This window comes from Achromobacter sp. 1014246743 (assembly GCF_059760725.1).
The window spans coordinates 1-23,748 of record NZ_JCBANA010000065.1 but is presented as its reverse complement, the minus strand read 5'-3'; the positions used below and the strand labels follow the sequence as shown (position 1 = coordinate 23,748).

Genomic DNA, 23,748 nt, shown 5'->3' with positions numbered 1-23,748 from the left:
CGTTGCTTGGAAAGGAGCCCGATGCGTAACGGGTTGCGACATTCCACTCTCTTTTCCAGCCCCCGCACATTCGACGGATGCCCTAAGCCTTCTCCTACATCGTTTGGAGGTTTCGGGTGGCTCTTGCACTCAATAAGATTCCCACGGTAGCCACATGCTTTGCGGCAGTGCACCGTTGTTTTCCTTGCGGCCGCAGGGCGACTCCCCCCACCCAGGAGTTCGCGATGGAATCGTCCCACACGGACACGTCGGCAAGATTCAACCGCTCCAGCTATCTGTACCGCATGCTGGATGCCGCAATCGTCGTCATCTGCGGCCTGGCCGTCACCGAGCTCAAGTTCGCGGACGAGACCCTGGCGGAACCGCCGCAGATCCACCTGTTCCTGATCTACCTGTGCGGCCTGGGCGTCATCGCCCTGTTCCCCGCCTTCCGGCTGTACGTATCGTGGCGCGGCCGCATGCTGACCGACCTGGTGGTGCGCAGCCTGGCCGCCTGGGCCACGGTGTTCGCGCTGGGCATCCTGGTCAGTTTTCTCATGCATCAGAGCGCGGCGGTATCGCGCATGTGGGCGGCCACCTGGTTCGGCACGGCCGCCCTGGCGCTGGCCGGCGTACGCCTGGCGGTCTACGCCGTACTGGGCGCGGCGCGCGACCGCGGCCTGAACAAGAAGCGCGTACTGCTGGTGGGCTTCGGCGCGCTGGGTCACGACCTGTGGCGCCGGGTGGAACGCTATCGCGAGGCCGGCTACGAGGTCGCGGGCATCTACGCCGAACCGCACGAAAGCCTGCCGCCACAGGTGCGGCGGCTGCATCAACTGGATGCCCTGCACGGCTTCGTGCGCGAGCACAACGTGCGCGAAGTGTGGATCGTGCTGCCGATGGAGGCCGGCCAGGAACTGCGCGAAGTGCTGTACCACCTGCGCAACGACCTGGTGGATATCCGCTGGATACCCGACGTGATGTCGATCCAGTTGCTGGGGCACCGCATCGGCGAATTCCTGGGGCTGCCCGCCATCCAGCTGAACAGCCTGCCGGCGGCCGGCGTACGCGGCCTGGCCAAGGAGGCCTTCGACCGCAGCTTTGCGCTGTGCGCCCTGATCGGCCTGTCGCCCCTGATGCTGGGCGTGGCGTGCCTGGTCAAGCTGACGTCGCGCGGGCCGGTACTGTTCACCCAGCCGCGCCTGGGCGTGGACGGCAAGGTCTTCCATGTCTACAAGTTCCGCACCATGACCGTGCACCAGGAACACGGCGTGGTCACCCAGGCCACGCGTAACGATGCCCGCATCACCCGCGTCGGCGGATTCCTGCGCCGCACCAGCCTGGACGAGCTGCCGCAATTCCTGAACGTGCTGCGCGGCGACATGTCGGTGGTCGGCCCGCGCCCGCACGCGCTGGAACACAACGAGATGTACAAGGACCTGGTGCAGCGCTACATGATGCGGCATCGCGTCAAGCCCGGCATCACCGGTTGGGCGCAGGTCAACGGCCTGCGCGGCCAGACCGACACGCTGCGCAAGATGAGCGACCGGGTCGAGCACGACATCTACTACATCCAGCACTGGACGTTCCGGATGGACCTGATGATCATCGCCCGCACGGCGATATCCGGATGGACGGGCCGAAATGTCTACTGAACCCCTGGGCTGGCCCGCCGTGGCCGGCGCACGCGCCCGCCTTGCCCCTCGCCCCGCCGCGCCGGCCCCCGGCCTGCTGCCCGAAGACGACTTTCGCCGGGCGGTACAGATGCTGCCGCTGGTGTCCATCGACCTCTTGCTACGCGACCCCGAAGGCCGCTACCTGACGGGGCTGCGCTGCAACCCGCCCGCGCAGGGCGCCTGGTTCGTGCCGGGCGGCCGGGTGCGCAAGGACGAAACGCTGGCCCAGGCGCTGCGCCGGCTGGCCCGCGAAGAACTGGGCCTGACGCTGCCGCCGCAGGCCTGGCGCCAGCGCGGCGTGTACGAACACTTCTATGGCACCAATTTTGCCGGCGAGAACGGCCGCTCGACGCACTACATCGTTCTCGCCTACGAAGCCCAGCTGGCGCTGGATACCGCCAGCCTGCCGCTGGGGCAGCACCGACGCTACCGCTGGCAGCCGCCCGCGGCCATCGCCGCCGATCCCGGCGCGCATCCGTACACCCAGGCCTACTTCAAGGAGTCAGCGCCATGACCAACCCCCATCCCCCGTACCGGGCCGTCATCCTTTGCGGCGGCTCCGGCTCGCGCCTGTGGCCGTTGTCGCGGGAGCTGTTGCCCAAGCAGTTCATCCGTTTGACCGATGACCGCAGCCTGCTGCAGAACACCTTGCGGCGGCTGGGCTCGGCCGGCGCCCAGGCGCGCCCGATGCTGGTCTGCAACGAGGCGCACCGCTACATCGCCGCCGAACAGGCGCTGGAGCTGGACATCCAGGACGCCGAGATCGTGCTGGAACCCTTTGCCCGCAACACCGCCCCGGCGATTGCCGCGGCCACCCTGCGGGCGATGCGCGACGGCGAAGATCCGGTGATGCTGATCATGCCGTCCGACCACGTGCTGGAAGACGGCCCCGTGCTGGCCGAGGCCTTTGCCCAGGCCTACCAGGCCGCCCGCCAGGGTGCGCTGGTGACCTTCGGCATCACCCCCACGGCGCCGCTGAGCGGCTATGGCTACATCCAGGCCGCCGAACCCGACGACCTGGCCCCGGCACGCCGGGTGCGCCGCTTCGTCGAAAAGCCGTCGCCGGAAGTCGCGCAGCGCTTCATCGAGGACGGCGGCTACTACTGGAACAGCGGCATGTTCGCCTTCCAGGCCTCGGTCTTCCTGGCCGAAATGGAACGGCTGGCGCCCAAGATATTGGCCCAGGTGCGCCTGGCCGTCAGCGCCGGCCACGGCGAAAGCGCCCTGTTCCAGTTGGACGGCGCCGCCTTCGAGGCCTGCCCCAGCGATTCGATGGACTACGCCATCATGGAACGCACCGACAGCGCCGTGGTCATCCCGCTGGCGGCCTCCTGGAGCGACGTCGGGGCCTGGGACGCGGTCTGGGGCATTGCCCAGAAGACGGCCGAAGGCAATTCCACGACGGGCGACGTCATGGTCGAGGACTCGCGCAACTGCCTCATCCATTCGACCAGCCGCCTGGTGGCCTCGGTGGGGCTGGACGACATCGTGGTGATCGAGACGGCCGACGCCGTGCTGGTAGCCCATAAGACGCGTTCGCAGGACGTCAAGCGGCTGGTGGAGGTATTCAAGACCCAGCACCGGTCCGAAATGAACCACCACCGCGAAGTGCAGCGCCCCTGGGGCTCGTACGACTCGGTGGGCCACGGCCCGCGCTACCAGGTCAAGCGCATCACGGTCAAACCGGGCGCGCGGCTGTCGTCGCAGATGCACCACCACCGGGCCGAGCACTGGGTGGTGGTGTCGGGCACGGCGCGCATCTACAACGGCGACAAGCAATACCTGCTGACCGAGAACCAGTCGACCTACATCCCCCTGGGCGAGGTCCACAGCCTGGAGAACCCCGGCAAGATCCCGCTGGAAATCATCGAGGTGCAGTCCGGCGCCTACCTGGGCGAGGACGACATCGTGCGCTTCCAGGACATGTATGGCCGGGTATGACGCGCCGGGCCGGGCCTCATCCTTTTGGCGCCCGGGCGTGGCGCGCTACTGCCTGCCCGCCGCGGCGGCGTTCTTCGGCGTGCTGGTCACGGTGGGCAACCTGCCCGGGCTGGCCGCCCAGATGTCGGACACCTTCGGGGACAAGCGCCTGCACCTGACCGCCTATGCCGTGCTGACGGCGCTGATCTACGCCTCGGTGCAGCGTCGGCCCGGGCTGACGGCGCTGTTGGTGGTGGCGGTGCTGGGGGGGCTGGACGAATGGATCCAATCCTTTTTTGCCTATCGCCAAGCTGAACTCTTAGACCTTTTGGCCGATATCTCTGCGGCGGGTGCGACAGTAATCTCGTTGAACATCGGTTCCGCAGCCTTCGGCTCTTTTCGTGCAATGACTAAGTCTTAAGGATAAAACCATGCCAAAACGGGCACTGATTACCGGCGTTACTGGGCAAGACGGCGCATACCTGGCGGAGTTCCTGCTGGCCAAGGGCTATGAAGTCCACGGCATCAAGCGGCGCGCCTCGCTGTTCAACACCGCGCGCATCGACCACCTGTACCAGGACCCCCACGACCAGCCGCGCAACTTCGTGCTGCACCACGGCGACATGACGGACTCGTGCAGCCTGATCCGCATCGTGCAATCGGTGCAGCCCGACGAGATCTACAACCTGGCCGCGCAAAGCCACGTGGGCGTGTCGTTCGAAGAACCCGAGTACACCGCCAACGCCGACGGCCTGGGCACGCTGCGCCTGCTGGAGGCGATCCGCATCCTGAAGCTGGAAGACAAGGCCCGCTTCTACCAGGCCTCGACGTCGGAGCTGTACGGCCTGGTGCAGGAAACGCCACAGAAGGAAACCACCCCCTTCTACCCGCGCAGCCCCTACGCCGCCGCCAAGCTGTACGCCTACTGGATCAGCGTGAACTACCGCGAAGCCTACGGCATGTACGCCTGCAACGGCATCCTGTTCAATCACGAATCGCCCAAGCGCGGCGAAACGTTCGTGACCCGCAAGATCACCCGCGGCCTGGCGCGCATCGTGCTGGGGCTGCAGGAATGCCTGTACCTGGGCAATCTGTCGGCGCTGCGCGACTGGGGCCATGCCCGCGACTACGTCGAAATGCAGTGGCTGATGCTGCAACAGGACACGCCGGAAGACTACGTGATCGCCACCGGCATGCAATACAGCGTGCGCGAGTTCATCAATACGGCGGCGCGCGAGCTGGGCATCCTGCTGGCCTGGGAAGGCGAAGGGCTGGAAGAGACCGCCACCGTGCTGTTCAGCCCGGTGCACGACATCAAGCCCGGCCAGGTCATCGTGCGGGTCGACCCGCGCTACTTCCGCCCGACCGAGGTCGAGACCCTGCTGGGGGACCCGACCAAGGCGCGCGAAAAGCTGGGCTGGTCGCCGCGCACCACGTTCGCGCAGCTGGTCAAGGAAATGGTCGAGAGCGACTTGAAGGACGCCCGGCGCGATGCGCTGGTGGAACAGAACGGCTACGAAATCTACGCCTACAAGGAGTAGTCCGCCATGACGAACCTGGATCAACGCGTGTTCGTGGCGGGCCACCGCGGCATGGTGGGCGCCGCGCTGGTGCGCGAATTGCAGCGGCGCGGCTATCGCAACGTCATTACGCGCAGCCACACCGAACTGGATCTGGAAAACCAGAACCAGGTGCACCGCTTCTTCTCGACCACCCCGGTGGACGTGGTGTACCTGGCCGCGGCCAAGGTCGGCGGCATCCTGGCCAACCAGAATCATCCGGTGGACTTCCTGTACCGCAACCTGATGATCCAGTGCAACGTGATCCGGGCCGCCTACGCGGCCGGGGTGCGCAAGCTGCTGTTCCTGGGGTCGTCGTGCATCTACCCGCGCGAGGCGCCGCAGCCGATCCGCGAAGATGCGCTGCTGACCGGCCCGCTGGAAGCCACCAACGAGCCCTACGCCATCGCCAAGATCGCCGGCCTGAAGCTGTGCGAGGCCTACCAGCGCGAGCATGGGGCCCGCTTCATCTGCGCCATGCCCACCAACCTGTACGGGCCGCACGACAACTACGACCTGCACAGCAGCCACGTGCTGCCCGCGCTGATCCGCAAGTTCCACGAAGGCCGCGAAGCCGGCCAGGAGAGCGTGACGCTGTGGGGCACCGGCACGCCGCTGCGCGAGTTCCTGTACGTGGACGACCTGGCGCAGGCCTGCCTGATGCTGATGGAATCGCCGGCGGCCGAGGGCATCTACAACATCGGCGCCGGCCAGGACCTGTCCATTGCCGAACTGGCCCGGGTGGTGGCGCAGGTGGTGGGCTTCCAGGGCAGCGTGGTGTACGACACCAGCAAGCCCGATGGCACGCCGCGCAAGCTGCTCGATTCGTCGCGCGTGCGCGCGCTGGGCTGGAAACCCGAGATTTCGCTGCACCATGGCGTGACGCTGGCCTATGGCCATTTCCTGCGCGAGCAGGCACGCCATCCGCTGCCCGTGGCCTAGGGCCAATCAACAACCGACAACAGGCTATCCGATGGTCCGATTCATCAGGAAGCACATCGCCGGCAATGCCTCGTTCTGGGGGCTGGTGGAATACGGCATCGGCCCGGTCGCGGCGCTGGTGGCGCTGCCCTTGCTGTTTCGCCAGCTGGGCACGGTGGGCTTTGGCCAGTATTCCATGATCATCGCGCTGGCCGGCTTCGGCAACGCCGCCAACCTGGGCGCGGCGGTCACCGCCACCAAGCTGGTGTCCGAACGCATGCACGAACCGGGCGGCGCGCTGCGCGCGGCCGGCGTGGCCATGTCGTTGATCGGCTGCGCGCTGGGCGTGGTGACGCTGGTGGCCATGGTGCTGTGGCTGGCGGTGGACCTGGGCTGGCCGGCGGCCACCTTCGGCGGCGTCGCCGTGACGCTGCTGGCGATGCCGGCGCTGGCCATCTACCTGACGCAGCAGTACGACCAATTGATGTCCGGCTGCCTGAAGGGCCGCGAAGACTTCCGGGCCACGGCGCTGTGCGAGGTCGTCAGCCGCAGCGGCACCATGGCGCTGGCCTGCGCCACGGCCTGGCTGACCGCCTCGCCCACCTGGACCGGGCTGGCCCAGGCCCTGGGGCTGCTGCTGGCCGGCTCGGTCAAGATGCGCGTGTTCGCCCGCCGCTATGGCCGCGTGCTGGTGCGACCCGTGCGCGACCGCGGCGCCATGGCCGAAGCATTCCGGTTTTCGCGCTGGTCCTGGCTGAACAGCCTGAGCGCGCTGGCCTTCGGCTCGGTTGACCGGGTGCTGGTCGGCAGCCTGATGGGGCCGGCGGCGCTGGCGATCTATACCGTCGGCGTTCAGGTGGGCCAGATGATCCACACCGCATCGGTGGCGATTTTCCAGAAGGCCATGCCGCGCGTCAGCCGCCTGTCGGTATCCCCGCCCTACCCCGGCGCGGCCGAGGCCGAAATCCGCCGCATGATGCTGTGGAACCTGGCGCTGTCGGCCAGCGCCACGCTGGCGGTGCTGGCGGTCAGCCAGCCGCTGCTCGACCTGCTGCTGGGCGATGCCGTGGCCCACGGCCACCTGGGCACCTTCCGGCTGCTGATCGTGGCCTCGGGCCTGCTGTCACTGAACGCGGCCGCGCATTTCTCGCTGCTCGGGCTGGGCAATTCCCGCGCGGTCGCCATTCTGAATGGCCTGGGCGGCCTGGCCATGCTGTGCGTCATGGCCGGCCTGGTGCAGGCCGCCGGAGAACATGCCGCGGCCTGGGGCCGCATGGCCTACGCGGCGATCACGCTGGCCGGCGTGGCCCTCGCCATCCGTCAATCCCGACCAGACTGCCCGGGTGCATTGCCCGCGGCCCGGTAGCCATCATGTTGAGGTCTTATATGCGCAAGCGTCACAACGAGTATTCGCGTCAACTCATCGACTTCGTCAGCGAGTTGCGTCCGCCCGCGCCGATCGCCGGGGGCCTGCTGCCCAAGGTAACCATCGTGACGCCCTCGTTCAACCAGGCCCGCTTCCTGGAACGCACCATCATCTCGGTGCTGAACCAGGGCTATCCGCGTCTGGAATACATCATCATCGATGGCGGCTCCACCGACGGCAGCGTGGACATCATCCGCAAATACGAGCGCTACCTGACCTATTGGGAAAGCGCCCCGGACCGCGGCCAGTCGCACGCCATCAACAAGGGCTTCGAACGCGCCACGGGCGACTACGTCGGCTGGCAGAATTCCGATGACCTGTACTACCCCGGCGCGCTGCGCAAGCTGGGCGCGGCGGCCGCCAAGGGGCGCGCGCCGATCGTCAGCGGCAACCTGTTCGTGGCCGACGCCAACAACCGCATCTTCCGCAAGATCCACTACACCCCCGTCAACCGCGGCACGCTGACGGTGGTGAAGGCGTCGATTCCCAACCAGGCCGCGATCTTTCGCCGCGACCTGTTGCGCAAGCACGGCCTGTTGCAGGAAAGCATGCGCTACTGCATGGACCTGGAACTCTGGAGCCGCCTGCTGCGCGACGGCAAGAACCTGATCGTGCCCGACGCGATGGGCGTCTACACCACGCACGACGAAACCAAGACCGCGCTGATGCAGGACGTGCTGCTGGAAGAACGCTCGCAGATCGTGGACCGCATCCGCCGCACGGAACCGGGGCTGGGCAAGCTGTTCGAGCTGTCGTGCCGCGCCTCCAAGGTGGCGGCCCATGCCCGCCAGGGCGACCTTTCCTACCTGTTCGAGAAGCTGACCACCAAGCTGTTGGGACGCGACGACTGGGCCGCGCATTGACGCCTGCCACCCGCCATGGAGACGCCATGCAACCGCACCGCCGCCTTTCCACCTTGCATTTGCTGGGCCTGTTCGCGTTCACCGCGCTGGCCCTGAACGATGACCGCTTCATCCTGGGCGTGGGCAGCTTCAAGCTGTCGCCCTTCGACGTGCTGTTCGTGGCGATCCTGTTCGTCAAGATGCTGCGGCTGGCAGACCCCGGCGCCTACGCCCTGCCGCGCGGCGCGCTGGGCATGCTGCTGGGCCTGCAGACCCTGTCGGTGATCTACCTGCTGCTGGTATCGCTGCACCATCCGGGCATCGAGACCGGCGACGTCGCGCGCGACCTGCGCATCGTCTTCTACTTCCTGTGCACGCCGTTCCTTTGCTACAAGGACATCGACAGTCCCAAGGCCTACGCCGTGCTGCAGAAGTACATCGTGGCGGCATGCCTGGCGGTTGCCACGCTGATGCTGCTGGAACAGTTGCAGGGTTTCAACGTCGCCAATCCGCTGCGCAACGTGCGGCTGGGCGTCTGGGCGATTCCGTTCGGCGTGGTGTCGCTGCTGTACTTTCGCAAGACGTTGAACGTGTCCGGGCCCAAGGCCTACATGCTGACGCTGTACATGCTGCTGGCGCTGGTGTTCTCGCTGAACCGCAGCCAGTACCTGCAGCTGGCGGTCTCGGTGCTGCTGGCGATGATGCTGGCCAGCGGCTCGGACATCCGGCGCCGCGTGGTGATGATCTTCGCCCCCGCCGCGGTGGCCGGGCTGCTGGTGTTCGCCAGCATCGGCTACCTGGACGTGCTGACCAACCGGGTCTTCAGCGTCGAACGGCTGGACGAAGACTCCAGCTACGGCGCCCGCATCCAGGAAATGCAAGGCCAGATGGACTCGTTTGCCGAAAGCCCGGTGTTCGGCAAGGGCGCCGGCTTTCGCAGCTGGGTCATGGGCGAGAACGGCTTCGAACTCAGCACCTTCGCCCACAATTCCTGGGCCTTCTACCTGATGAAGTTCGGCGTCGTCGGCACCATCATGATCATGCTGCCGCCGCTGCTGATCCTGCTGCTGACCCTGTTCCGACGCTACGCGCATCCCGGCCTGGAGCTGCATCGGCGCTACCTGCTGGCCACCGCACCGATGTACATCTTCGTCGATTCGCTGTCGGGCGGCCTGGCGTACGCGCCCAAGACCGCCTTCACCGGCTTCCTGCTGTGCTATTGCCTGTCGTTGATGCGCAATGCCCGCGCCATGCCCGTGCCCCGCCCCGCCGCCGCGGCCCCCAGCCCCAGCCCGGACGTCGATCGCCGGGCGCACCCGCGAGTCATGCCCCATGCCTGATGTCCTGTTCGTCGCGCCCGACCTGCATGGCGGGGTCGGAAGATGCGTGGCCTTCATCGCCGATGCCCTGCCGCAGCGCGGCGTACCGGCGTCGCTGTTCCTGCTGCGCTCGCGCAACCGCGAATATCCGATCGCCAATCCCAGGGTGACGCGGGCCCTGCCGGTGCTGGAATCGCCCAGTGCGCTGCGGCTGCGGCTGCCGCTGGCCTTCGCCCGCCTGGTGGCGCAGATCCGGCGCGACAAGCCCGCCGTGGTCTGCTCGCACGGCCTCTTGTGCAACATGCTGGTGGTGCTGGCCAAGAAGGTGCTGCGGGGGCAGTTCGCCACCGTCGCGTTCGAACACAGCAGCCCGGCCATCCACTACGGCGCCTCGCGCATGCGGCGCCTGAAATGCTGGCTGGTCAGCCAGACCTACCGCCGCCACGACGCCGTGGTCGGGGTGTCGCGCGGCGTCAAGGAAGACCTGGTCAGCATGTTCCCGCCGCTGCGCGGCAAGGTTCGCACCATCTACAACGGCGTGCCCCTGGAAGACGTGCGCGAACAGAGCTCGGCCTGGCCCGCGCCGCTACCGGCGGCGGGCGACGTCACGCAGCCGTATCACGTGGTTGCCGTCGGGCGCCTGGAAGCGGTCAAGGACTACGCCACCCTGATCGACGCCGCCGCGTTGCTGGACGACCCGGGCATCCGCTTCACCATCCTGGGCGAAGGCTCGGAGCACGCGGCGCTGCAAAAGCGCATCGATGCGCACGCGTCGCGCAGCCCGGTGACGCTGGCGGGCCACGTCGACAACCCCTTCCCGATGATCGCCGGGGCGGGCGCCTTTGCCCTGACCTCGCTGCGCGAAAGCTTCGGCAACGTACTGGTCGAGGCCCTGTGCCTGGGCGTGCCGGTGATTTCCACCGATTGTCCGCACGGGCCGGCCGAAATCCTGGACTCGGGCCGCTACGGCCTGCTGGTGCCGGTGGGCGACGCGGCAGCCCTGGCCGCGGCGGTGCGCCGCCTGGCCGACGACGGCGAGATGCGCGAACGGCTGGCCGCCCAGGGCCCCGAGCGCGCCGACGCCTTTTCACTCGAACGACATTGCCAAGATGTCATCGCGCTGTTCCAGCCGCTGCTGCGGCGCCGCGCGTCCTGAACAGGAAAGCACCATGTCAAAGATACCGGTATCCGTCGTCGTGATGACGAAGAACGAGGAACGCAATATCGCCAAGTGCCTGAAGGCGCTGGCCGACTTCGATGAAGTCTTCGTGGTGGACTCCAACAGCACCGATGCCACCTGCGCCATGGCCACCGCGCTGGGCGCCAAGGTGTCCAATTTCCAATGGAACGGCAAGTACCCCAAGAAAAAGCAGTGGTGCCTGGAACAGCTGCCGTTCACGCACCCCGTGGTGCTGTACGTGGACGCCGACGAGGAAATGACGCCGGCGCTGGCCGACGAGATCCGCGCCTGCCTGCCCCGCTTTGCGGCAGGCGCCGGCGGCGCCTTCGTGCCGTTCGACTACGTGTTCTGCGGCAAGAAGCTGCTGCATGGCCACCGCGTCTACAAGCTGGCGCTGCTGGCCCGCGACCAGTCGCGCTTCCTGGACTACGACGACCTGGACGTGGCCCACATGTGGGAGGTCGAAGGCCACTACCAGCCGCAGGTGCAAGGCGAGACCTTCGCGCTGCGCGCCCGCATGGTGCACAACGACCACGATTCGCTCTATCACTACTTCGACAAGCACAACCGCTATTCCGACTGGGAAGCCAACCTGCGCATCAAGGGCCTGATGAACGACCCGCGCGAAGCCAACGTCGGCGCGCGGGCGTTGCTCAAGCGCGTCTTCCAGGCCATGCCGTTCAAGGCGCCCATTTCGTTCCTGCATTCCTACGTGCTGCGGCTGGGCTTCCTGGATGGGCGCGCGGGCTTTGACTACGCCGTGGCACGCGCCATGTACTACTGGCAGATCCGCATCAAGACCGAAGAGATCCGCAAGGCCCGCCTGGCCGATGCCGCAGACGAACAGGGCGATGCCGTGCCGGGAGCCGCCAAATGAGCGCGCTGCAACGGCTGGACCAGTTCGCGCTCGCGCCCGGCCAGCGCGGCCGCTCGGCGCTGACCGTGCAGCTGTGGTGGCTGGTGCAGGGGTCGCTGTTTCGCTGGTCGCCGCAGGTGGCGTATGGCTTTCGCCGCTGGCTGCTGCGCCGCTTTGGGGCGCGGGTGGGCAGGAAGGTGCTGATCCGCCCGAGCGCCACGGTGACCTACCCCTGGAAGGTGGACATCGGCGACTACGCCTGGATCGGCGACGACGCGGTGATCTACAGCCTGGGCCCGGTGCATATCGGCGCGCATGCCGTGGTGTCGCAACGCAGCTACCTGTGCGCCGCCGACCACGACGCGGCGCAGCCCGACTTTCCGCTGCGCGAGCGCGCCGTGCGCATCGAAGACGGCGCCTGGGTCGCCACCGATGTGTTCGTCGGCCCCGGCGTCACCGTCGGCCGCGAGGCCGTGGTGGGCGCGCGCAGTTCGGTGTTTCGCAGCCTGCCGCCGGCCATGGTGTGCCACGGCAACCCCTGCCGGCCCGTCAGGCCTCGCGTGGCGCCGCCGGCATGAAGATCCTTCTGTACGGCATCAACTACGCGCCGGAACTGACCGGCATCGGCAAATACAGCGCCGAACTGGCCGAATGGCTGGCCGCCCGCGGGCATGAGGTCAGCGTGGTCACCGCGCCGCCCTATTACCCCCAATGGCAGGTGCACGACGGCTACCATGCCGGCCGCTACCGCAAGGAAACTCGCGCGGGCGTCACGGTGCGGCGCGCGCCGCTGTGGGTGCCCAAGCGGCCCGGCGGCGCCAAGCGCCTGCTGCACCTGGCCAGCTTCGCGCTGGCCAGCCTGCCCTCGCTGCTGCGCGCGGCGGCCGGCCGCCCGGACCTGATCATGGTGGTCGAGCCGGCCTTGTTCTGCGCGCCCGCGGCCTGGCTGGCGGCGCGGCTGTGCGGCGCCAAGGCGTGGCTGCACATCCAGGACTACGAAGTGGATGCGGCGTTCGACCTGGGCCTGCTCAAGGGCGCCGGGCTGCGCGCGGCGGTGCTGCGCGCCGAGCGCTGGCTGATGCGGCGCTTCGACCGCGTGTCGACGATCTCGGGCCGCATGCTGGACCTGGCGCTGTACAAGGGCGTGGACCCCGATCGCGTGGTGCTGCTGCCCAACTGGATCGACGTCCATGCCATCACCCCAGACCCTGCCAACAACCTGCGCGCCGAGCTGGGCATTCCCGCAGACGCCGTGGTGGCGCTGTACTCCGGCAACATGGGCGGCAAGCAGGGCCTGGGCACCTTGGCGCAGGTCGCCCGGCTGCTTGAGCCCCAGGAGAATCTCTGGTTCGTCTTCTGCGGCCAGGGGCCCGAGAAGGCGCCGCTGCAAGCCGACTGCGAGGGCCTGGCGCGCGTGCGCTTTCTGGACCTGCAGCCGGCCGACAGGCTGGGCGCGCTGCTGAACACGGCCGACATACACCTGCTACCGCAACGCGCCGGCGCGGCCGACCTGGTCATGCCGTCGAAGTTGACGGGCATGCTGGCCAGCGGCCGGCCGGTCGTGTGCGGCGCGGCGCGCGGCACCGAGCTGGCGGGCGTGGTGGCCCGCTGTGGCCTGGTGACGCCGCCCGAAGACGCCGCCGCCATGGCCGAGGCCGTGCGCAAGCTGGCCAGCAACGCGCAGATCCGCGAAACGCTGGGCGCCGCCGCGCGCCGCCATGCGCTGGACCATCTGCATATCGATGCGGTGCTGGCGGCAGCGGAACGGGCGTTCGCCGACGTGGTCGACGGCCCGGCCCGCCTCATTCCTCGTCGCCGGCCTTGACGCCCGCCGGCGGCAGCGACGGCGCGCCGCTGCCGCGCACCAACCCCATCTGTACCGCGATATAGGCCGCCTCGGCCTGGTTGCGCGCGTTCAGCTTCCAGTACAGCGTACGGGCGTGGCTTTTCACGGTCGCCACGGAAATGCCCACGTGCTGCCCGATCTCGCGCATGGTCTTGCCTTGCACCAGCAACTGCAGTATTTCCTCCTGGCGCTGCGTCAGTTCGCGCAGCTCCTGCAAGGGCGTATTGGACGCGGCCAGCGGCCGGCCGGTGGGCTGCGGGTAGCACTCGCCCCCTGCCAGCACCAGGCTCACCGCGGCGGCCAGCGCGTCCGGGCTGGACGCCTTGGGCAGATAACCCGCCACGCCGGCGCGGGCGCAGGCCGACATCACACTCTGGTCCAGTACCGAATACAACACCAGCACCAGCCGAGGCATGAACAGCGCCATGGCCTGCGACAGCAATCCGATATCGGGCTCGGCCACGCCGCTACAGCCGATCACCAGCAGTTCCACCGGTCGGTTGATTGAACTGGGCATGTTCAAAAGATGGGCTGGCGAGATCGCCAGAATATCCTCGGCGTTCCGGACACGCTCCAGCACATGCTGGATGGCGACACGAAGCAGCGCGTAGTCTTCGATTAGAACGGTTGTCATCCCGGGAAGAACCTTGTGACGCGGGGCCCAGACACGGTTCCCATGGCCAAGGCTGCGGCACGCTGCAACGGGGTTCTAGTGCGTTGCCTGACTCACGGGAATCTCGTCCACTGCACGGCATCGCGCTGGCGAGTAATTGTGATTCGCCATCTCAACCCATGCTTGAGGACACAACCCATGCTATCAGCGGCTACGTTCGCTGAATCTCGTGCAGGAGGATGATTGGAGGAGGAAGGCCGCGGCACGGCGACCGCCGATGCTGCGTTGGATGCCCTAGGCGGGATGGCCGGGTGGCGCCGCAACCACAGGATAGCGCGCGCCCGGCTGCCGGGCCGTCGCAGACCGCTATCCGAGCTTGCGTCCGTAAAGCTGCCCGCCATCCGCCTCGCGGCCGTTGGGTTCATGCCATTCCAACGTGGCGCCGCGCTGCAGGGCCGCGTAGACCGCTTCGCCCTTGTTCTTGACGTGCAGGCGCTGATACAGCGTGCAGGCATGCGTCTTGGCCGTGGCAACCGAGATATTGAGCATCCGGCTGACCGTCTTGATCGGATAGCCCCTGGCCAGCAGCACCAGCACCTCGTATTGGCGCGGCGTGATCTGCAACAACTGCGCCCCGGCGCTCATCGGCATGGAACTCTTGCCTGCGCCATCGTCAAGATCACGCGTCGGCAATGCGCAGGCCACCTGGGCCGGCGACTGCAACGCCTGTTCGCTCGGAAAACACTGCCCGCCCGCCATGACCAGGCGGATGGCCGCCTCCAGTATCTCGACCGAAGCCGTTTTCATCAGGCATCCGTAGACACTGGCGCCCGGCAAGCCCTGCACCGGCATCGGCAGCGGCATGACATCCGTCAACAGCAGGATCCGCTTCGGGTTGAGTACCCGCTGGATCTCGTGCAACGTCGTCCACGCTTCTTCGTTGTCTACCGGCAGGCCGTAGATCAAGAGGTCGGCGCCCGCATGCGCGCCGTCCGCCTTGGAAACGTCCGCCAGCCCCATCCCTTCGATTTCCCACACATCGTCCAACTTGCTCAGAATCTGCCACAACCCCAGCCGCAAGAGCGGATGGGCTTCAATCAGGACCATCTTGGCCATGGTGTCCTCCCGGTTGTTCAACAGGCCTAGAAGGGATCTTCGCTGTGCTGAAGACTTGTTTTTTTTCCAGCCCCGCGGGGGTGGTCCGCGTATCCCGGAATATCTAATGAAGCTGTACCGGGTCGTTTGGGCTGGGAGACTTTCGTAGCCAACATAACGGATGGCATGAACCCATCTTATGGTTCGAAATGGGCAAAATCAAGACGCTTCGACTCGATATAATCCGACAAAAACAGAAATCATTCGTTAGCCTTAATCATCCTCGTAAATCAGGATGAGAGGCCCCCATCATCCTTTCATACGCTAGGGTTTCCCCCACGAATGCGCAGGGCGCAAACCGCTCTCCCCCTGGGGGAGGCCGAATGAAAGGAATGTCGGGGCGGGCGAATTCGGGCGGCTGACAGGCGCGATCCCCGCCCGCTGGCGCCGGGCGCACAGACGGACAGGATCGGCCAGATTCGTCGACAGGTCTGTCGATATGTTTCCACGGACACATCAAGCCCGGGCGTGCCGGCGGCAATCGAAATATAGGTAACATTTTTATTTTCAATTACGCCAGGTCATTTACTCCATATAGGCGAAGTCAAATACCGTGTGACCCCCCTGATGGTGCCAATGGTGCATTGAAGCATGACGCTTCTTCAGGAAGCTGGCGTAGTGGATTTCGCCGTCCGTTTCGACGTAGGTCGACGGCGACAGCTCTTCGATGCGGTTGAGCGACACGCCCTTGCCGTAGTGGCAAAAACCTTGGTACTGCGCGCAGCGGATCACCTCTCCCCCAGGCGAGACAACGATCCCGGCGTTGCGGGCCCGCATCGGGTTGCGCACGATAGGGTTGCTGGCGTGCGGCGTCCACTGCGTCGTGCGCGGCGAATCGGCGAAGAACGCGAACAATTCATCACAGTGATTCTGGCCATCCGTGCGATCGATATTGGTTAATAGCCACCAATATTCACCGCGCTTGAAAATAATGGTATCGACGGCAGAAATATTATCCATCAGCGTCAAATCCAATTCCCATTTCAACGGGAATTCAGTGCATTTCCATAATTCTATACTGCGATTTCCGCACGTTTCAGGGACCATGTAGGTCACGCCATCATATTCAAAAACGTACGGAAAGGATAAATGATAGGGCAGGTTCAAGGCCGTCCCCAGAAAGCGGAAAGCCCCGTCCTCAAAGGTTGCCACGGAGATCGTGCCCTTGCGGGAGGTGAAATCGTAGTCCTCGAAAAATATATAGGGATTCTTGTCCTTGGTATATACAAAAGGATCCGCGAAAAAGCGGCCTTTTGGCGGCTGCAATACCATGGCCTCGGATACCACCGCCTGTTGGCGGGCCGAGGGAAACATACCAATCCGCCAGCGCACATTGCGTTTCATGATGCGCCGCACAATCAAATCCGTCATTAACCAGGCCTGGCGCGCGATATAGGCGGCGCTGTCCCACTCGGCCGGGTCGTCGCGGCGCTGGCCGCTCATGATCTGCATGCCGGGCGGCGTGGTGCCGGGCCGGGCGCGGGCCAGCGCCTGCAACGCGTCGTAGACCATGAAGTTGCCCAGGCTGAATGCGCGCGTCTGGTTCTTCAGCCAGAACACTTCCGTATTGAAGCTGCGCTGATCGAGCAGCGTGTCGGCATCTGCGTCCAGCCCCACCCGCCACAGCTTCACCGTGGTGTGGTCCTCGCGCTGGTAGACCTCCCAGAAGCCGGCGTAGCGGCTGGTGGAAACAGCGATGTCCGAATAGCTCAACCGCCACAGACCCAGGCGGGCCCAGCCGACCATGCGCGTGCGCACCGCCGGCACGGCCCCCAACAGGATCACGAGGTCCAGGCCCAATGCGGCTACGCCGTCGTCGCTGCCCTCCGTGCCTTGCGCCAGGGTCAGCACCGCGGTCGATGCGGGCACGCTGGCGCGCATGTCGCGGCAGCTCAGCATCTGGCGCTGGCGCACCGGCAACAGGCGCGACTCCAGGCGCGACAAGGTGCTGAACAACGCCTTCGCGCCCAGCCGGGGTCTGGGCTCGACAACGGCCTTCTGCATGACCAGCAGCGCCGCCAATTCGAAGTCCTGGCTGCGCGCAAGCCAGTCCGCCATGTCGTGGATCCACCCGGGCTGGTCCGTCCCGTCCAGCAACAGCCCCACTCTGTAGGTCTTCATATCTCCTGCTCCTGTGTCAGGGCGATGAGGCCCGCGGCACCGGAACGGCGATCGGGCTCGCCAGGTGCATCCGCAGTGCCACGCTTTCAAGTCCTCGCGCTGATACTGAGGCGTTTCGGCGAAGGCTTCCAGACGGCTTTCATCCTAGGGCGGGCGTCCGAGGACAAACGGCTCACTGCCATCTGGATGAGGCGCGGACCCCGGAAAGCCATTCGGATGATGCCCACCGGGCGTTAGGGGTAAACCCTATTCGGGATTGCCGGGATCGCATCCCTGCACCGGGACGCGCATACTGCATTCAAACGAACGTTTGAATTCAACCCGATGCAAGAACTCAGATCCTCCACGACTCGTGAATCCATCCTGGACACCGCCGAAGCCCTGTTCGCGCAGCAAGGCCATGACGGCACGTCCATGCGCCAGATCACCGGTGCGGCGGGCGTCAACCTGGCGTCCGTGAACTACCACTTCGGCTCCAAGGAATCGCTGGTGCAGGCCGTGCTCAAGCGGCGGCTTGAAATCCTCAACCGCGAACGCCTGCGCCTGCTCGACGAGCTCGAAGCCCAGGCCGGCGGCAAGCCGCTCAAGCCCTCGCAGATCGTCGATGCCTTTTTCGGCACCCTGCTGCGCCTGGCTGCCGACCCCGGCCAGGCCGGCAGTACCTTCCTGCCGCTGCTCGAACGCACCATGACGGACCCGTCCGACTTCATCCGTGCGCTCTTTGCCGAGGAATACGCCGATGTGCTCGAGCGCTACCGCAATGCGCTGTTCGCCGCCTTGCCCGACGTGCCGCGCGCCGAGATCGTGTGGCGCTTTCAATTCATGCTGGGCGCAACCTCCTACGCCATCATCGGCACCGACCTGCTGCGGTCGGTGACGGGCTGGACGCTGGACGAAGCCGAGCAACCCGACAACCCCGGCCTGCTGCTGCCCCGCCTGATGAGCTTTCTGCTCGGCGGATTGCGCGCGCCGTTGCCACCGCACTGCGCCACCTAGACCGAACGACGCACGCGGCAGGCCCACAAGAACATAGAGAAAGGAGACAAGGAAATGAACGCAGTCCTCATCGCGCTGGTCGTCATCGCGCTCCTGGTTGCCGTCCTGCTGGGCGTGCGCCCGATCAGGCGGGCCTTGCTGTCGGCCCCCATCTTCAATCTCTACCGCAAGGTGCTGCCGCAGATGTCGGACACCGAGCGCGATGCGCTGGAAGCCGGCACGGTCTGGTGGGAAGGCGAACTGTTCCGCGGCCGCCCCGACTGGAGCCGCCTGCTGGCCTATCCGCGCCCGCGCCTGACGGCCGAAGAACAAAGCTTCCTGGACAACCAGGCCGAAGAGGCCTGCCGCATGGTCAACGACTGGCGCGTCACGCAAGAACAATTCGACCTGCCCGCCGACGTCTGGACCTACCTGAAGCGCAACGGCTTCCTGGGCATGATCATCCCCAAGGAATACGGCGGCCTGGCGTTCTCGGCCTACGCCCATTCCGAAATCGTCACCAAGCTGTCGACGCGATCGTCGGCGCTGGCCGTATCCGTCATGGTGCCCAACTCGCTGGGCCCGGCCGAGCTGCTGCTGCACTACGGCACCGACGAACAGAAGAACCACTACCTGCCGCGCCTGGCTCGCGGCGACGAGGTCCCCGCCTTTGCCCTGACCAGCCCCTGGGCCGGATCCGATGCCGCCGCCATCCCCGACAGCGGCATCGTCTGCAAGGGCGAATGGCAGGGCCGCGAAGTCATCGGCATGCGGGTCAGCTGGGACAAGCGCTACATCACGCTGGCGCCGGTCTGCACGCTGCTGGGCCTGGCGTTCCGCCTGTACGACCCGGACGGCCTGCTGGGCAGCAAGAAAGACCTGGGCATCACCTGCGCGCTGGTGCCGCACGACCACCCCGGCGTGGACACCGGCCGGCGCCACTTCCCGCTGAACGCGATGTTCATGAACGGCCCCACCCGTGGCCAGGACGTGTTCATGCCGCTGGACTTCATCATCGGCGGCCCGGCCATGGCGGGCCAGGGCTGGCGCATGCTGATGGAATGCCTGGCCGCCGGCCGCTCGATCTCGCTGCCGTCGTCCAACACCGGCATGTCCAAGCTGACGGCGCGCGCCGTGGGCGCCTATGCCCGCGTGCGCAGCCAGTTCCGCACCCCGGTCGGCAAGTTCGAAGGCGTGGAAGAAGCGCTGGCCCGCATCGGCGGCCACACCTACATGATGGACGCCGCCCGCAGCATGACGGCCGGCGCGGTGGACCTGGGCGAAAAGCCCTCTGTGGTGTCGGCCATCGTCAAATACCACGTCACCGAACGCGCGCGCCAGGTCGTCAACGACGGCATGGATGTGATCGGCGGCAAGGGCATCTGCCTGGGCCCGTCCAACTTCCTGGGCCGCGCCTACCAGCAGATTCCCATCGGCATCACCGTCGAAGGCGCCAACATCCTGACGCGCAGCCTGATCATCTTCGGCCAGGGCGCGATCCGCTGCCATCCCTACGTGCTGGCCGAGATGCAGGCGGCCCAATCGCCCGACCGCAAGCAGGGCCTGCAGGATTTCGACCGCGCCTTCTGGGGCCATGTCGGCTTCGTCGTGCGCAATAAGCTGCGCGCGCTGGGTACCTCGCTCACCGGCGGCCGCTGGATCGGCATCAATGCCGACGTGGCGCCCGAGATGAAGCGCTACTACCAGTTGCTCAGCCGGTATTCCGCCGCCTTCGCGCTGCTGGCCGACACCTCGATGCTGGTGCTGGGCGGCAGCCTGAAGCGCCGCGAACGCCTGTCGGCGCGCCTGGGCGACATCCTGTCGCAGATGTACCTGGTCAGCGCCACGCTCAAGCGTTTCGAAGACGAAGGCCGCCAGGCCGCCGACGCGCCGCTGGCCCATTGGTCGATCCAGGACGCGCTGTTCCGGTTGCAGGAAGCCTTTGAAGGCGTGCTCGAAAACTACCCGAACCGCCTGGTGGCCTGGAGCCTGCGCCGCATCGTCTTCCCGTGGGGGCATGCACAATCGCTGCCGTCCGACCAACTGGGCCAGGACGTGGCGCGGCTGCTCATCAACCCGGGCGCCGCCCGCGACCGCCTGACCGCCGGCTGCCACCTGCCCGCCACCGCCGACGAGCCGGTCGGCGCGATCGAACTGGCGCTGGCCGCCACGCTGGACGCCGAGCCCATTGAATCGAAGATCCGCGAATTCGAGAAAAGCGGCGCGCTGGCAGGCAATCCGCAGGCCAATGTACGCGACCTGGCCGACGCCGCGTTTGCCGCCGGTGGCATCACCGCCGAAGAATATGCGGTCGTCAAACGCCGGAACACCTTGCGCGATACCGTGGTGAAAGTGGATGATTTCCCCTTTGACTTCGGCATCACGGGTGCGGTCAAGCCGGCCGCCGAACGCAAAGCGGCCTGAGCCAGGGGGGATCGGATGGCATTCAAACCGGTATACGTGGTCGACGGCGCCCGCACGCCCTTCCTGAAGGCGCGCACGGGCCCCGGCCCGTTTTCGGCCGGCGACCTGGCCGTGCAAGCCGGCCGCAGCCTGCTGCTGCGCCAACCCTACGCGCCCACGGACCTGGACGAGGTCATCGTGGGCTGCGCCGCGCCTTCGCCCGACGAAATCAACATCGGCCGCGTCATCGCGCTGCGGCTGGGCTGCGGCGACAAAGTGCCCGGCTGGACCGTGATGCGCAACTGCGCTTCGGGCATGCAGGCGCTGGATTCGGCCATCGCCAACATCCAGACCGGCCGCTCGCAGCTGGTGCTGGCCGGCGGCGTCGACGCCCTGTCGCGCGCGCCGCTGCTGTTTTCCGACAACATGGTGCGCTGGCTGGCGGGCTGGTATGCGGCGCGTGGCATGGGCGCCAAGCTGGCCGCGCTGCGCCGCCTGCGCCTGCGCGACCTGGCGCCGGTGATCGGCCTGCTCAAGGGCCTGACGGACCCGGTGGTGGGCCTGTCCATGGGCCAGACCGCCGAGAATGTCGCCACCCGCTTCGGCATCAGCCGCCAGGCCATGGATGCCTATTCGGCGCAAAGCCATGCGCGCGCGCTGGCCGGTCGCGCCCATGGCGCCTTCGCCGAAATCGCGCCGCTGATCGACGCGCAAGGCAAGCCCTACCCCGACGACGACGGCGTGCGCGAAGACTCCACCCCCGAAAAGCTCGCCAAGCTCAAGCCCGTATTCGACAAGCCCTGGGGCAACATCACCGCCGGCAACAGCTCGCAGGTCACCGACGGCGCCGCGATGCTGGTGCTGGCATCCGAAGACGCCGTGCAGCGCTGGAACCTGCAACCGCTGGGCCGCATCCTGGACAGCCAGTGGGCCGGCCTGGACCCCGCGCAGATGGGACTCGGCCCGGTGCACGCGGCCACGCCCATTCTGCAACGCCACGGGCTGGGCCTGAATGACCTGGACTTGTGGGAAATCAACGAGGCCTTCGCCGCCCAGGTGCTAGGCTGCCTGGCGGCCTGGCAAGACGACGCCTACTGCCAGGAACACTTCGGCACCCCCGCGTGGGGCGCGCTGGACCCTGCCCGCCTGAACGTGGACGGCGGCGCCATCGCCATCGGCCATCCGGTGGGCGCGTCAGGCGCCCGCATCGTGCTGCACCTGCTGGACGCGCTCAAGCAGCGCGGCGCCAAACGCGGCATGGCCGCGATCTGCATCGGCGGCGGCATGGGCGGAGCGATGCTGGTCGAAACACTGAACAAGGACCGCCAATGACCGCTCTGGAATCGCTTTCGCATTGGCGCCTGGAGCGCGACGCCGACGGCCTGGCGTGGCTGATCTTCGACCGCGCCGGCAGCGCGGTCAATGCCCTGTCGGCCGATACCATGGCCGAGCTGGCCACGGTGCTGGACGCGCTGGACGCCCAGCCGCCCAAGGGCCTGATCATTCGCTCGGGCAAGTCGTCGGGCTTCATCGTGGGTGCCGACGTCAATGAATTCGCTGAGCTCACCACGCCGGAACAGGGCCGTGCGCTGGTGGCGCGCGGCTGGAACCTGTTCAACCGCCTGGCCGCCGTGCGCTACCCGACGCTGGCCCTGATCCAGGGCCACTGCCTGGGCGGCGGCCTGGAACTGGCGCTGGCCTGCCGCTATCGGCTGGTCGAGGACGCGCCCGGCGCCTCGCTGGCGCTGCCCGAAGTGATGCTGGGCATCTTCCCCGGCTGGGGCGGCATGCTGCGCCTGGCCGACGTCATCGGCGCGCCCGCCGCGCTGGACATGATGCTGACCGGCCGCGGCGCCGACGCGCGCCGTGCCGCATCGCTGGGCCTGGTCGACGCCCGCGTGCCGCCACGCCTGCTGCTGGCCGCGGCGCGCGCCACCGTGCTGTCGGGCAAGCCGCCGCGCCGCGCGCGCGGCCTGGGCGCCTGGCTGAACCGTTGGCCGCTCAAGGCCGTGGCCGCCAACCGCGCCCGCAAGCAGATCGCCGCCAAGGACCCGCTGGGGCACTACCCGGCCGCGCCCGCCATCGTCGACATCTGGGAAAAGCATGGCGGCAACGCCTTGCAGGCGCCGCAACGGATCGACGGCATCATCGCGTCCGACACCGCGCGCAACCTGCTGCGCGTCTTCCGCCTGCAGGAACGCCTGAAGGCCAATGGCCGCCAGGCGGGCGCGGCGCCCATCCGCCACGTGCACGTGGTGGGCGCCGGTGTGATGGGCGGCGACATCGCCGCCTGGTGCGCGTTCAAAGGCATGACCGTCACCTTGCAGGACCAGGACCTGGCCCGCATCGCCCCCGCCATCAAGCGCGCCGCCACGCTGTTCTCGCGCCGCCTGAAAGACCCGCGCGCGGCCCGCGCCGCCTTCGACCGGCTGGTGCCCGACCCTGCCGGCGGCGGCGTGCCGCTGGCCGACCTGATCATCGAGGCCATCAGCGAACAGCCCGAGGCCAAGCGCGGCCTCTACCAGACGCTGGAGCCGCGCATGAAGGCCGACGCCCTGCTGGCCACCAATACGTCCAGCCTGTCGCTCGAAACGCTGCGCACCGGCCTCACCCACCCCGAGCGCCTGGTGGGCATCCACTTCTTCAACCCCGTGGCCAAGATGCCGCTGGTCGAAGTGGTGCACGCCGACGGCATCGCCGACGCCACGCTGGCCCGCGCCTGCGCCTTCGTCGGCCAGATCGGCAAGCTGGCCCTGCCCGTCAAGAGCGCGCCCGGCTTCCTGGTCAACGCGGTGCTGGCGCCCTACATGCTGCAAGCCATGCGCAGCGTCGACGAAGGCCTGTCGCCCGCCACGGTCGATGCGGCCATGGTGGCGTTCGGCATGCCGATGGGGCCGCTGGAACTGGCCGACACCGTGGGCCTGGACATCGCTCGCGCCGCCGGGCAGGAACTGGCC

The 23,748-nt window shown here is 67.1% G+C and carries 20 protein-coding genes; 17 read left to right on the top strand and 3 right to left on the bottom strand.

Going from position 1 to position 23,748, the window contains the following annotated elements; translation table 11 throughout:
* Positions 1-224 precede the first annotated feature (224 nt).
* Genes AC6LJ2_RS23460 through AC6LJ2_RS23400 form a run of 13 tightly spaced genes read left to right on the top strand, consistent with a single transcriptional unit; the run spans position 225 to position 13,503 of the window.
* A complete protein-coding gene (locus AC6LJ2_RS23460) occupies positions 225-1,634 on the top strand; it encodes an undecaprenyl-phosphate glucose phosphotransferase (protein ID WP_445657075.1) in 1,410 nt (469 codons plus the stop codon).
* Positions 1,624-2,169: a GDP-mannose mannosyl hydrolase gene (locus AC6LJ2_RS23455; RefSeq protein WP_498152286.1), complete on the top strand. Its 546-nt coding sequence runs from the start codon at positions 1,624-1,626 to the stop codon at positions 2,167-2,169. The genes AC6LJ2_RS23460 and AC6LJ2_RS23455 overlap by 11 nt, the downstream gene beginning before the upstream one ends.
* Positions 2,166-3,596 carry a mannose-1-phosphate guanylyltransferase/mannose-6-phosphate isomerase gene (locus tag AC6LJ2_RS23450; RefSeq protein WP_263915363.1) on the top strand — a complete coding sequence of 477 codons (1,431 nt, stop codon included), beginning with the start codon at positions 2,166-2,168 and terminating at the stop codon, positions 3,594-3,596. The genes AC6LJ2_RS23455 and AC6LJ2_RS23450 overlap by 4 nt, the downstream gene beginning before the upstream one ends.
* Complete coding sequence (locus AC6LJ2_RS23445; protein WP_445659388.1) at positions 3,583-3,996, top strand: VanZ family protein; 414 nt, start codon at positions 3,583-3,585, stop codon at positions 3,994-3,996. Before AC6LJ2_RS23450 ends, AC6LJ2_RS23445 begins: the two co-directional genes overlap by 14 nt.
* A 10-nt stretch (positions 3,997-4,006) precedes the next feature.
* Positions 4,007-5,116, top strand: coding sequence for a GDP-mannose 4,6-dehydratase (gene gmd, locus AC6LJ2_RS23440; protein ID WP_025140082.1), 1,110 nt, complete (start codon positions 4,007-4,009; stop codon positions 5,114-5,116).
* A gap of 6 nt (positions 5,117-5,122) precedes the next feature.
* Positions 5,123-6,076, top strand: coding sequence for a GDP-L-fucose synthase family protein (locus tag AC6LJ2_RS23435; RefSeq protein WP_445657076.1), 954 nt, complete (start codon positions 5,123-5,125; stop codon positions 6,074-6,076).
* A 31-nt stretch (positions 6,077-6,107) separates the two neighbouring features.
* The gene (locus tag AC6LJ2_RS23430) at positions 6,108-7,421 is read left to right on the top strand and encodes a lipopolysaccharide biosynthesis protein (RefSeq protein ID WP_263915366.1); all 1,314 of its coding nucleotides are present in this window, start codon (positions 6,108-6,110) and stop codon (positions 7,419-7,421) included.
* Positions 7,422-7,441: 20 nt separating this feature from the next.
* Positions 7,442-8,344, top strand: a complete 903-nt coding sequence (locus tag AC6LJ2_RS23425; protein ID WP_263915367.1) for a glycosyltransferase family 2 protein — start codon at positions 7,442-7,444, stop codon at positions 8,342-8,344.
* A 26-nt stretch (positions 8,345-8,370) separates the two neighbouring features.
* Positions 8,371-9,663, top strand: coding sequence for an O-antigen ligase family protein (locus AC6LJ2_RS23420; protein ID WP_263915368.1), 1,293 nt, complete (start codon positions 8,371-8,373; stop codon positions 9,661-9,663).
* Positions 9,656-10,798: a glycosyltransferase gene (locus AC6LJ2_RS23415; RefSeq protein WP_263915369.1), complete on the top strand. Its 1,143-nt coding sequence runs from the start codon at positions 9,656-9,658 to the stop codon at positions 10,796-10,798. The genes AC6LJ2_RS23420 and AC6LJ2_RS23415 overlap by 8 nt, the downstream gene beginning before the upstream one ends.
* A 13-nt stretch (positions 10,799-10,811) precedes the next feature.
* A complete protein-coding gene (locus tag AC6LJ2_RS23410) occupies positions 10,812-11,699 on the top strand; it encodes a glycosyltransferase family 2 protein (protein ID WP_498152285.1) in 888 nt (295 codons plus the stop codon).
* The gene (locus AC6LJ2_RS23405) at positions 11,696-12,256 is read left to right on the top strand and encodes a putative colanic acid biosynthesis acetyltransferase (RefSeq protein ID WP_445657079.1); all 561 of its coding nucleotides are present in this window, start codon (positions 11,696-11,698) and stop codon (positions 12,254-12,256) included. The genes AC6LJ2_RS23410 and AC6LJ2_RS23405 overlap by 4 nt, the downstream gene beginning before the upstream one ends.
* A complete protein-coding gene (locus tag AC6LJ2_RS23400) occupies positions 12,253-13,503 on the top strand; it encodes a glycosyltransferase WbuB (RefSeq protein ID WP_498152284.1) in 1,251 nt (416 codons plus the stop codon). Before AC6LJ2_RS23405 ends, AC6LJ2_RS23400 begins: the two co-directional genes overlap by 4 nt.
* On the opposite strand, the gene AC6LJ2_RS23395 is transcribed toward AC6LJ2_RS23400, so the two are convergent.
* The 3 genes from AC6LJ2_RS23395 to AC6LJ2_RS23385 all read right to left on the bottom strand — a co-directional run bounded on the left by AC6LJ2_RS23395 (position 13,481) and on the right by AC6LJ2_RS23385 (position 17,413).
* Positions 13,481-14,158 carry a helix-turn-helix transcriptional regulator gene (locus AC6LJ2_RS23395; RefSeq protein WP_263915373.1) on the bottom strand — a complete coding sequence of 226 codons (678 nt, stop codon included), beginning with the start codon at positions 14,156-14,158 and terminating at the stop codon, positions 13,481-13,483. The two genes, AC6LJ2_RS23400 and AC6LJ2_RS23395, sit on opposite strands and share 23 nt — an antisense overlap.
* Before the next feature lie 345 nt (positions 14,159-14,503).
* Positions 14,504-15,253 carry a response regulator transcription factor gene (locus AC6LJ2_RS23390; protein WP_263915374.1) on the bottom strand — a complete coding sequence of 250 codons (750 nt, stop codon included), beginning with the start codon at positions 15,251-15,253 and terminating at the stop codon, positions 14,504-14,506.
* 564 nt (positions 15,254-15,817) lie between these two features.
* Entirely contained in the window at positions 15,818-17,413 is a 1,596-nt protein-coding gene (locus tag AC6LJ2_RS23385; protein ID WP_263915375.1) for a glucosamine inositolphosphorylceramide transferase family protein, read from the bottom strand.
* A 324-nt stretch (positions 17,414-17,737) separates the two neighbouring features.
* Between AC6LJ2_RS23385 and AC6LJ2_RS23380 the strand changes: the two genes are divergently transcribed.
* The 4 genes from AC6LJ2_RS23380 to AC6LJ2_RS23365 all read left to right on the top strand — a co-directional run.
* Complete coding sequence (locus AC6LJ2_RS23380) at positions 17,738-18,409, top strand: TetR/AcrR family transcriptional regulator (protein WP_263915376.1); 672 nt, start codon at positions 17,738-17,740, stop codon at positions 18,407-18,409.
* Between the two features lie 54 nt (positions 18,410-18,463).
* The gene (locus AC6LJ2_RS23375; protein ID WP_498152283.1) at positions 18,464-20,812 is read left to right on the top strand and encodes an acyl-CoA dehydrogenase; all 2,349 of its coding nucleotides are present in this window, start codon (positions 18,464-18,466) and stop codon (positions 20,810-20,812) included.
* Positions 20,813-20,827: 15 nt separating this feature from the next.
* A complete protein-coding gene (locus tag AC6LJ2_RS23370; RefSeq protein ID WP_263915378.1) occupies positions 20,828-22,123 on the top strand; it encodes an acetyl-CoA C-acetyltransferase in 1,296 nt (431 codons plus the stop codon).
* The coding region (locus AC6LJ2_RS23365) for a 3-hydroxyacyl-CoA dehydrogenase NAD-binding domain-containing protein (protein ID WP_498152282.1) at positions 22,120-23,748 on the top strand (1,629 nt) is incomplete at its 3' end. The genes AC6LJ2_RS23370 and AC6LJ2_RS23365, both read left to right, overlap by 4 nt.

Excerpts from the sequence above, each read along its gene's own strand:
- AC6LJ2_RS23460 (WP_445657075.1), top strand. The coding sequence starts at position 225 with ATGGAATCGTCCCACACGGACACGTCGGCAAGATTCAACCGCTCCAGC.
- AC6LJ2_RS23455 (WP_498152286.1), top strand. The coding sequence starts at position 1,624 with ATGTCTACTGAACCCCTGGGCTGGCCCGCCGTGGCCGGCGCACGCGCC.
- AC6LJ2_RS23450 (WP_263915363.1), top strand. The coding sequence starts at position 2,166 with ATGACCAACCCCCATCCCCCGTACCGGGCCGTCATCCTTTGCGGCGGC.
- AC6LJ2_RS23445 (WP_445659388.1), top strand. The coding sequence starts at position 3,583 with ATGGCCGGGTATGACGCGCCGGGCCGGGCCTCATCCTTTTGGCGCCCG.
- gmd (WP_025140082.1), top strand. The coding sequence starts at position 4,007 with ATGCCAAAACGGGCACTGATTACCGGCGTTACTGGGCAAGACGGCGCA.
- AC6LJ2_RS23435 (WP_445657076.1), top strand. The coding sequence starts at position 5,123 with ATGACGAACCTGGATCAACGCGTGTTCGTGGCGGGCCACCGCGGCATG.
- AC6LJ2_RS23430 (WP_263915366.1), top strand. The coding sequence starts at position 6,108 with ATGGTCCGATTCATCAGGAAGCACATCGCCGGCAATGCCTCGTTCTGG.
- AC6LJ2_RS23425 (WP_263915367.1), top strand. The coding sequence starts at position 7,442 with ATGCGCAAGCGTCACAACGAGTATTCGCGTCAACTCATCGACTTCGTC.
- AC6LJ2_RS23420 (WP_263915368.1), top strand. The coding sequence starts at position 8,371 with ATGCAACCGCACCGCCGCCTTTCCACCTTGCATTTGCTGGGCCTGTTC.
- AC6LJ2_RS23415 (WP_263915369.1), top strand. The coding sequence starts at position 9,656 with ATGCCTGATGTCCTGTTCGTCGCGCCCGACCTGCATGGCGGGGTCGGA.
- AC6LJ2_RS23410 (WP_498152285.1), top strand. The coding sequence starts at position 10,812 with ATGTCAAAGATACCGGTATCCGTCGTCGTGATGACGAAGAACGAGGAA.
- AC6LJ2_RS23405 (WP_445657079.1), top strand. The coding sequence starts at position 11,696 with ATGAGCGCGCTGCAACGGCTGGACCAGTTCGCGCTCGCGCCCGGCCAG.
- AC6LJ2_RS23400 (WP_498152284.1), top strand. The coding sequence starts at position 12,253 with ATGAAGATCCTTCTGTACGGCATCAACTACGCGCCGGAACTGACCGGC.
- AC6LJ2_RS23395 (WP_263915373.1), bottom strand. The coding sequence starts at position 14,158 with ATGACAACCGTTCTAATCGAAGACTACGCGCTGCTTCGTGTCGCCATC.
- AC6LJ2_RS23390 (WP_263915374.1), bottom strand. The coding sequence starts at position 15,253 with ATGGCCAAGATGGTCCTGATTGAAGCCCATCCGCTCTTGCGGCTGGGG.
- AC6LJ2_RS23385 (WP_263915375.1), bottom strand. The coding sequence starts at position 17,413 with ATGAAGACCTACAGAGTGGGGCTGTTGCTGGACGGGACGGACCAGCCC.
- AC6LJ2_RS23380 (WP_263915376.1), top strand. The coding sequence starts at position 17,738 with ATGCAAGAACTCAGATCCTCCACGACTCGTGAATCCATCCTGGACACC.
- AC6LJ2_RS23375 (WP_498152283.1), top strand. The coding sequence starts at position 18,464 with ATGAACGCAGTCCTCATCGCGCTGGTCGTCATCGCGCTCCTGGTTGCC.
- AC6LJ2_RS23370 (WP_263915378.1), top strand. The coding sequence starts at position 20,828 with ATGGCATTCAAACCGGTATACGTGGTCGACGGCGCCCGCACGCCCTTC.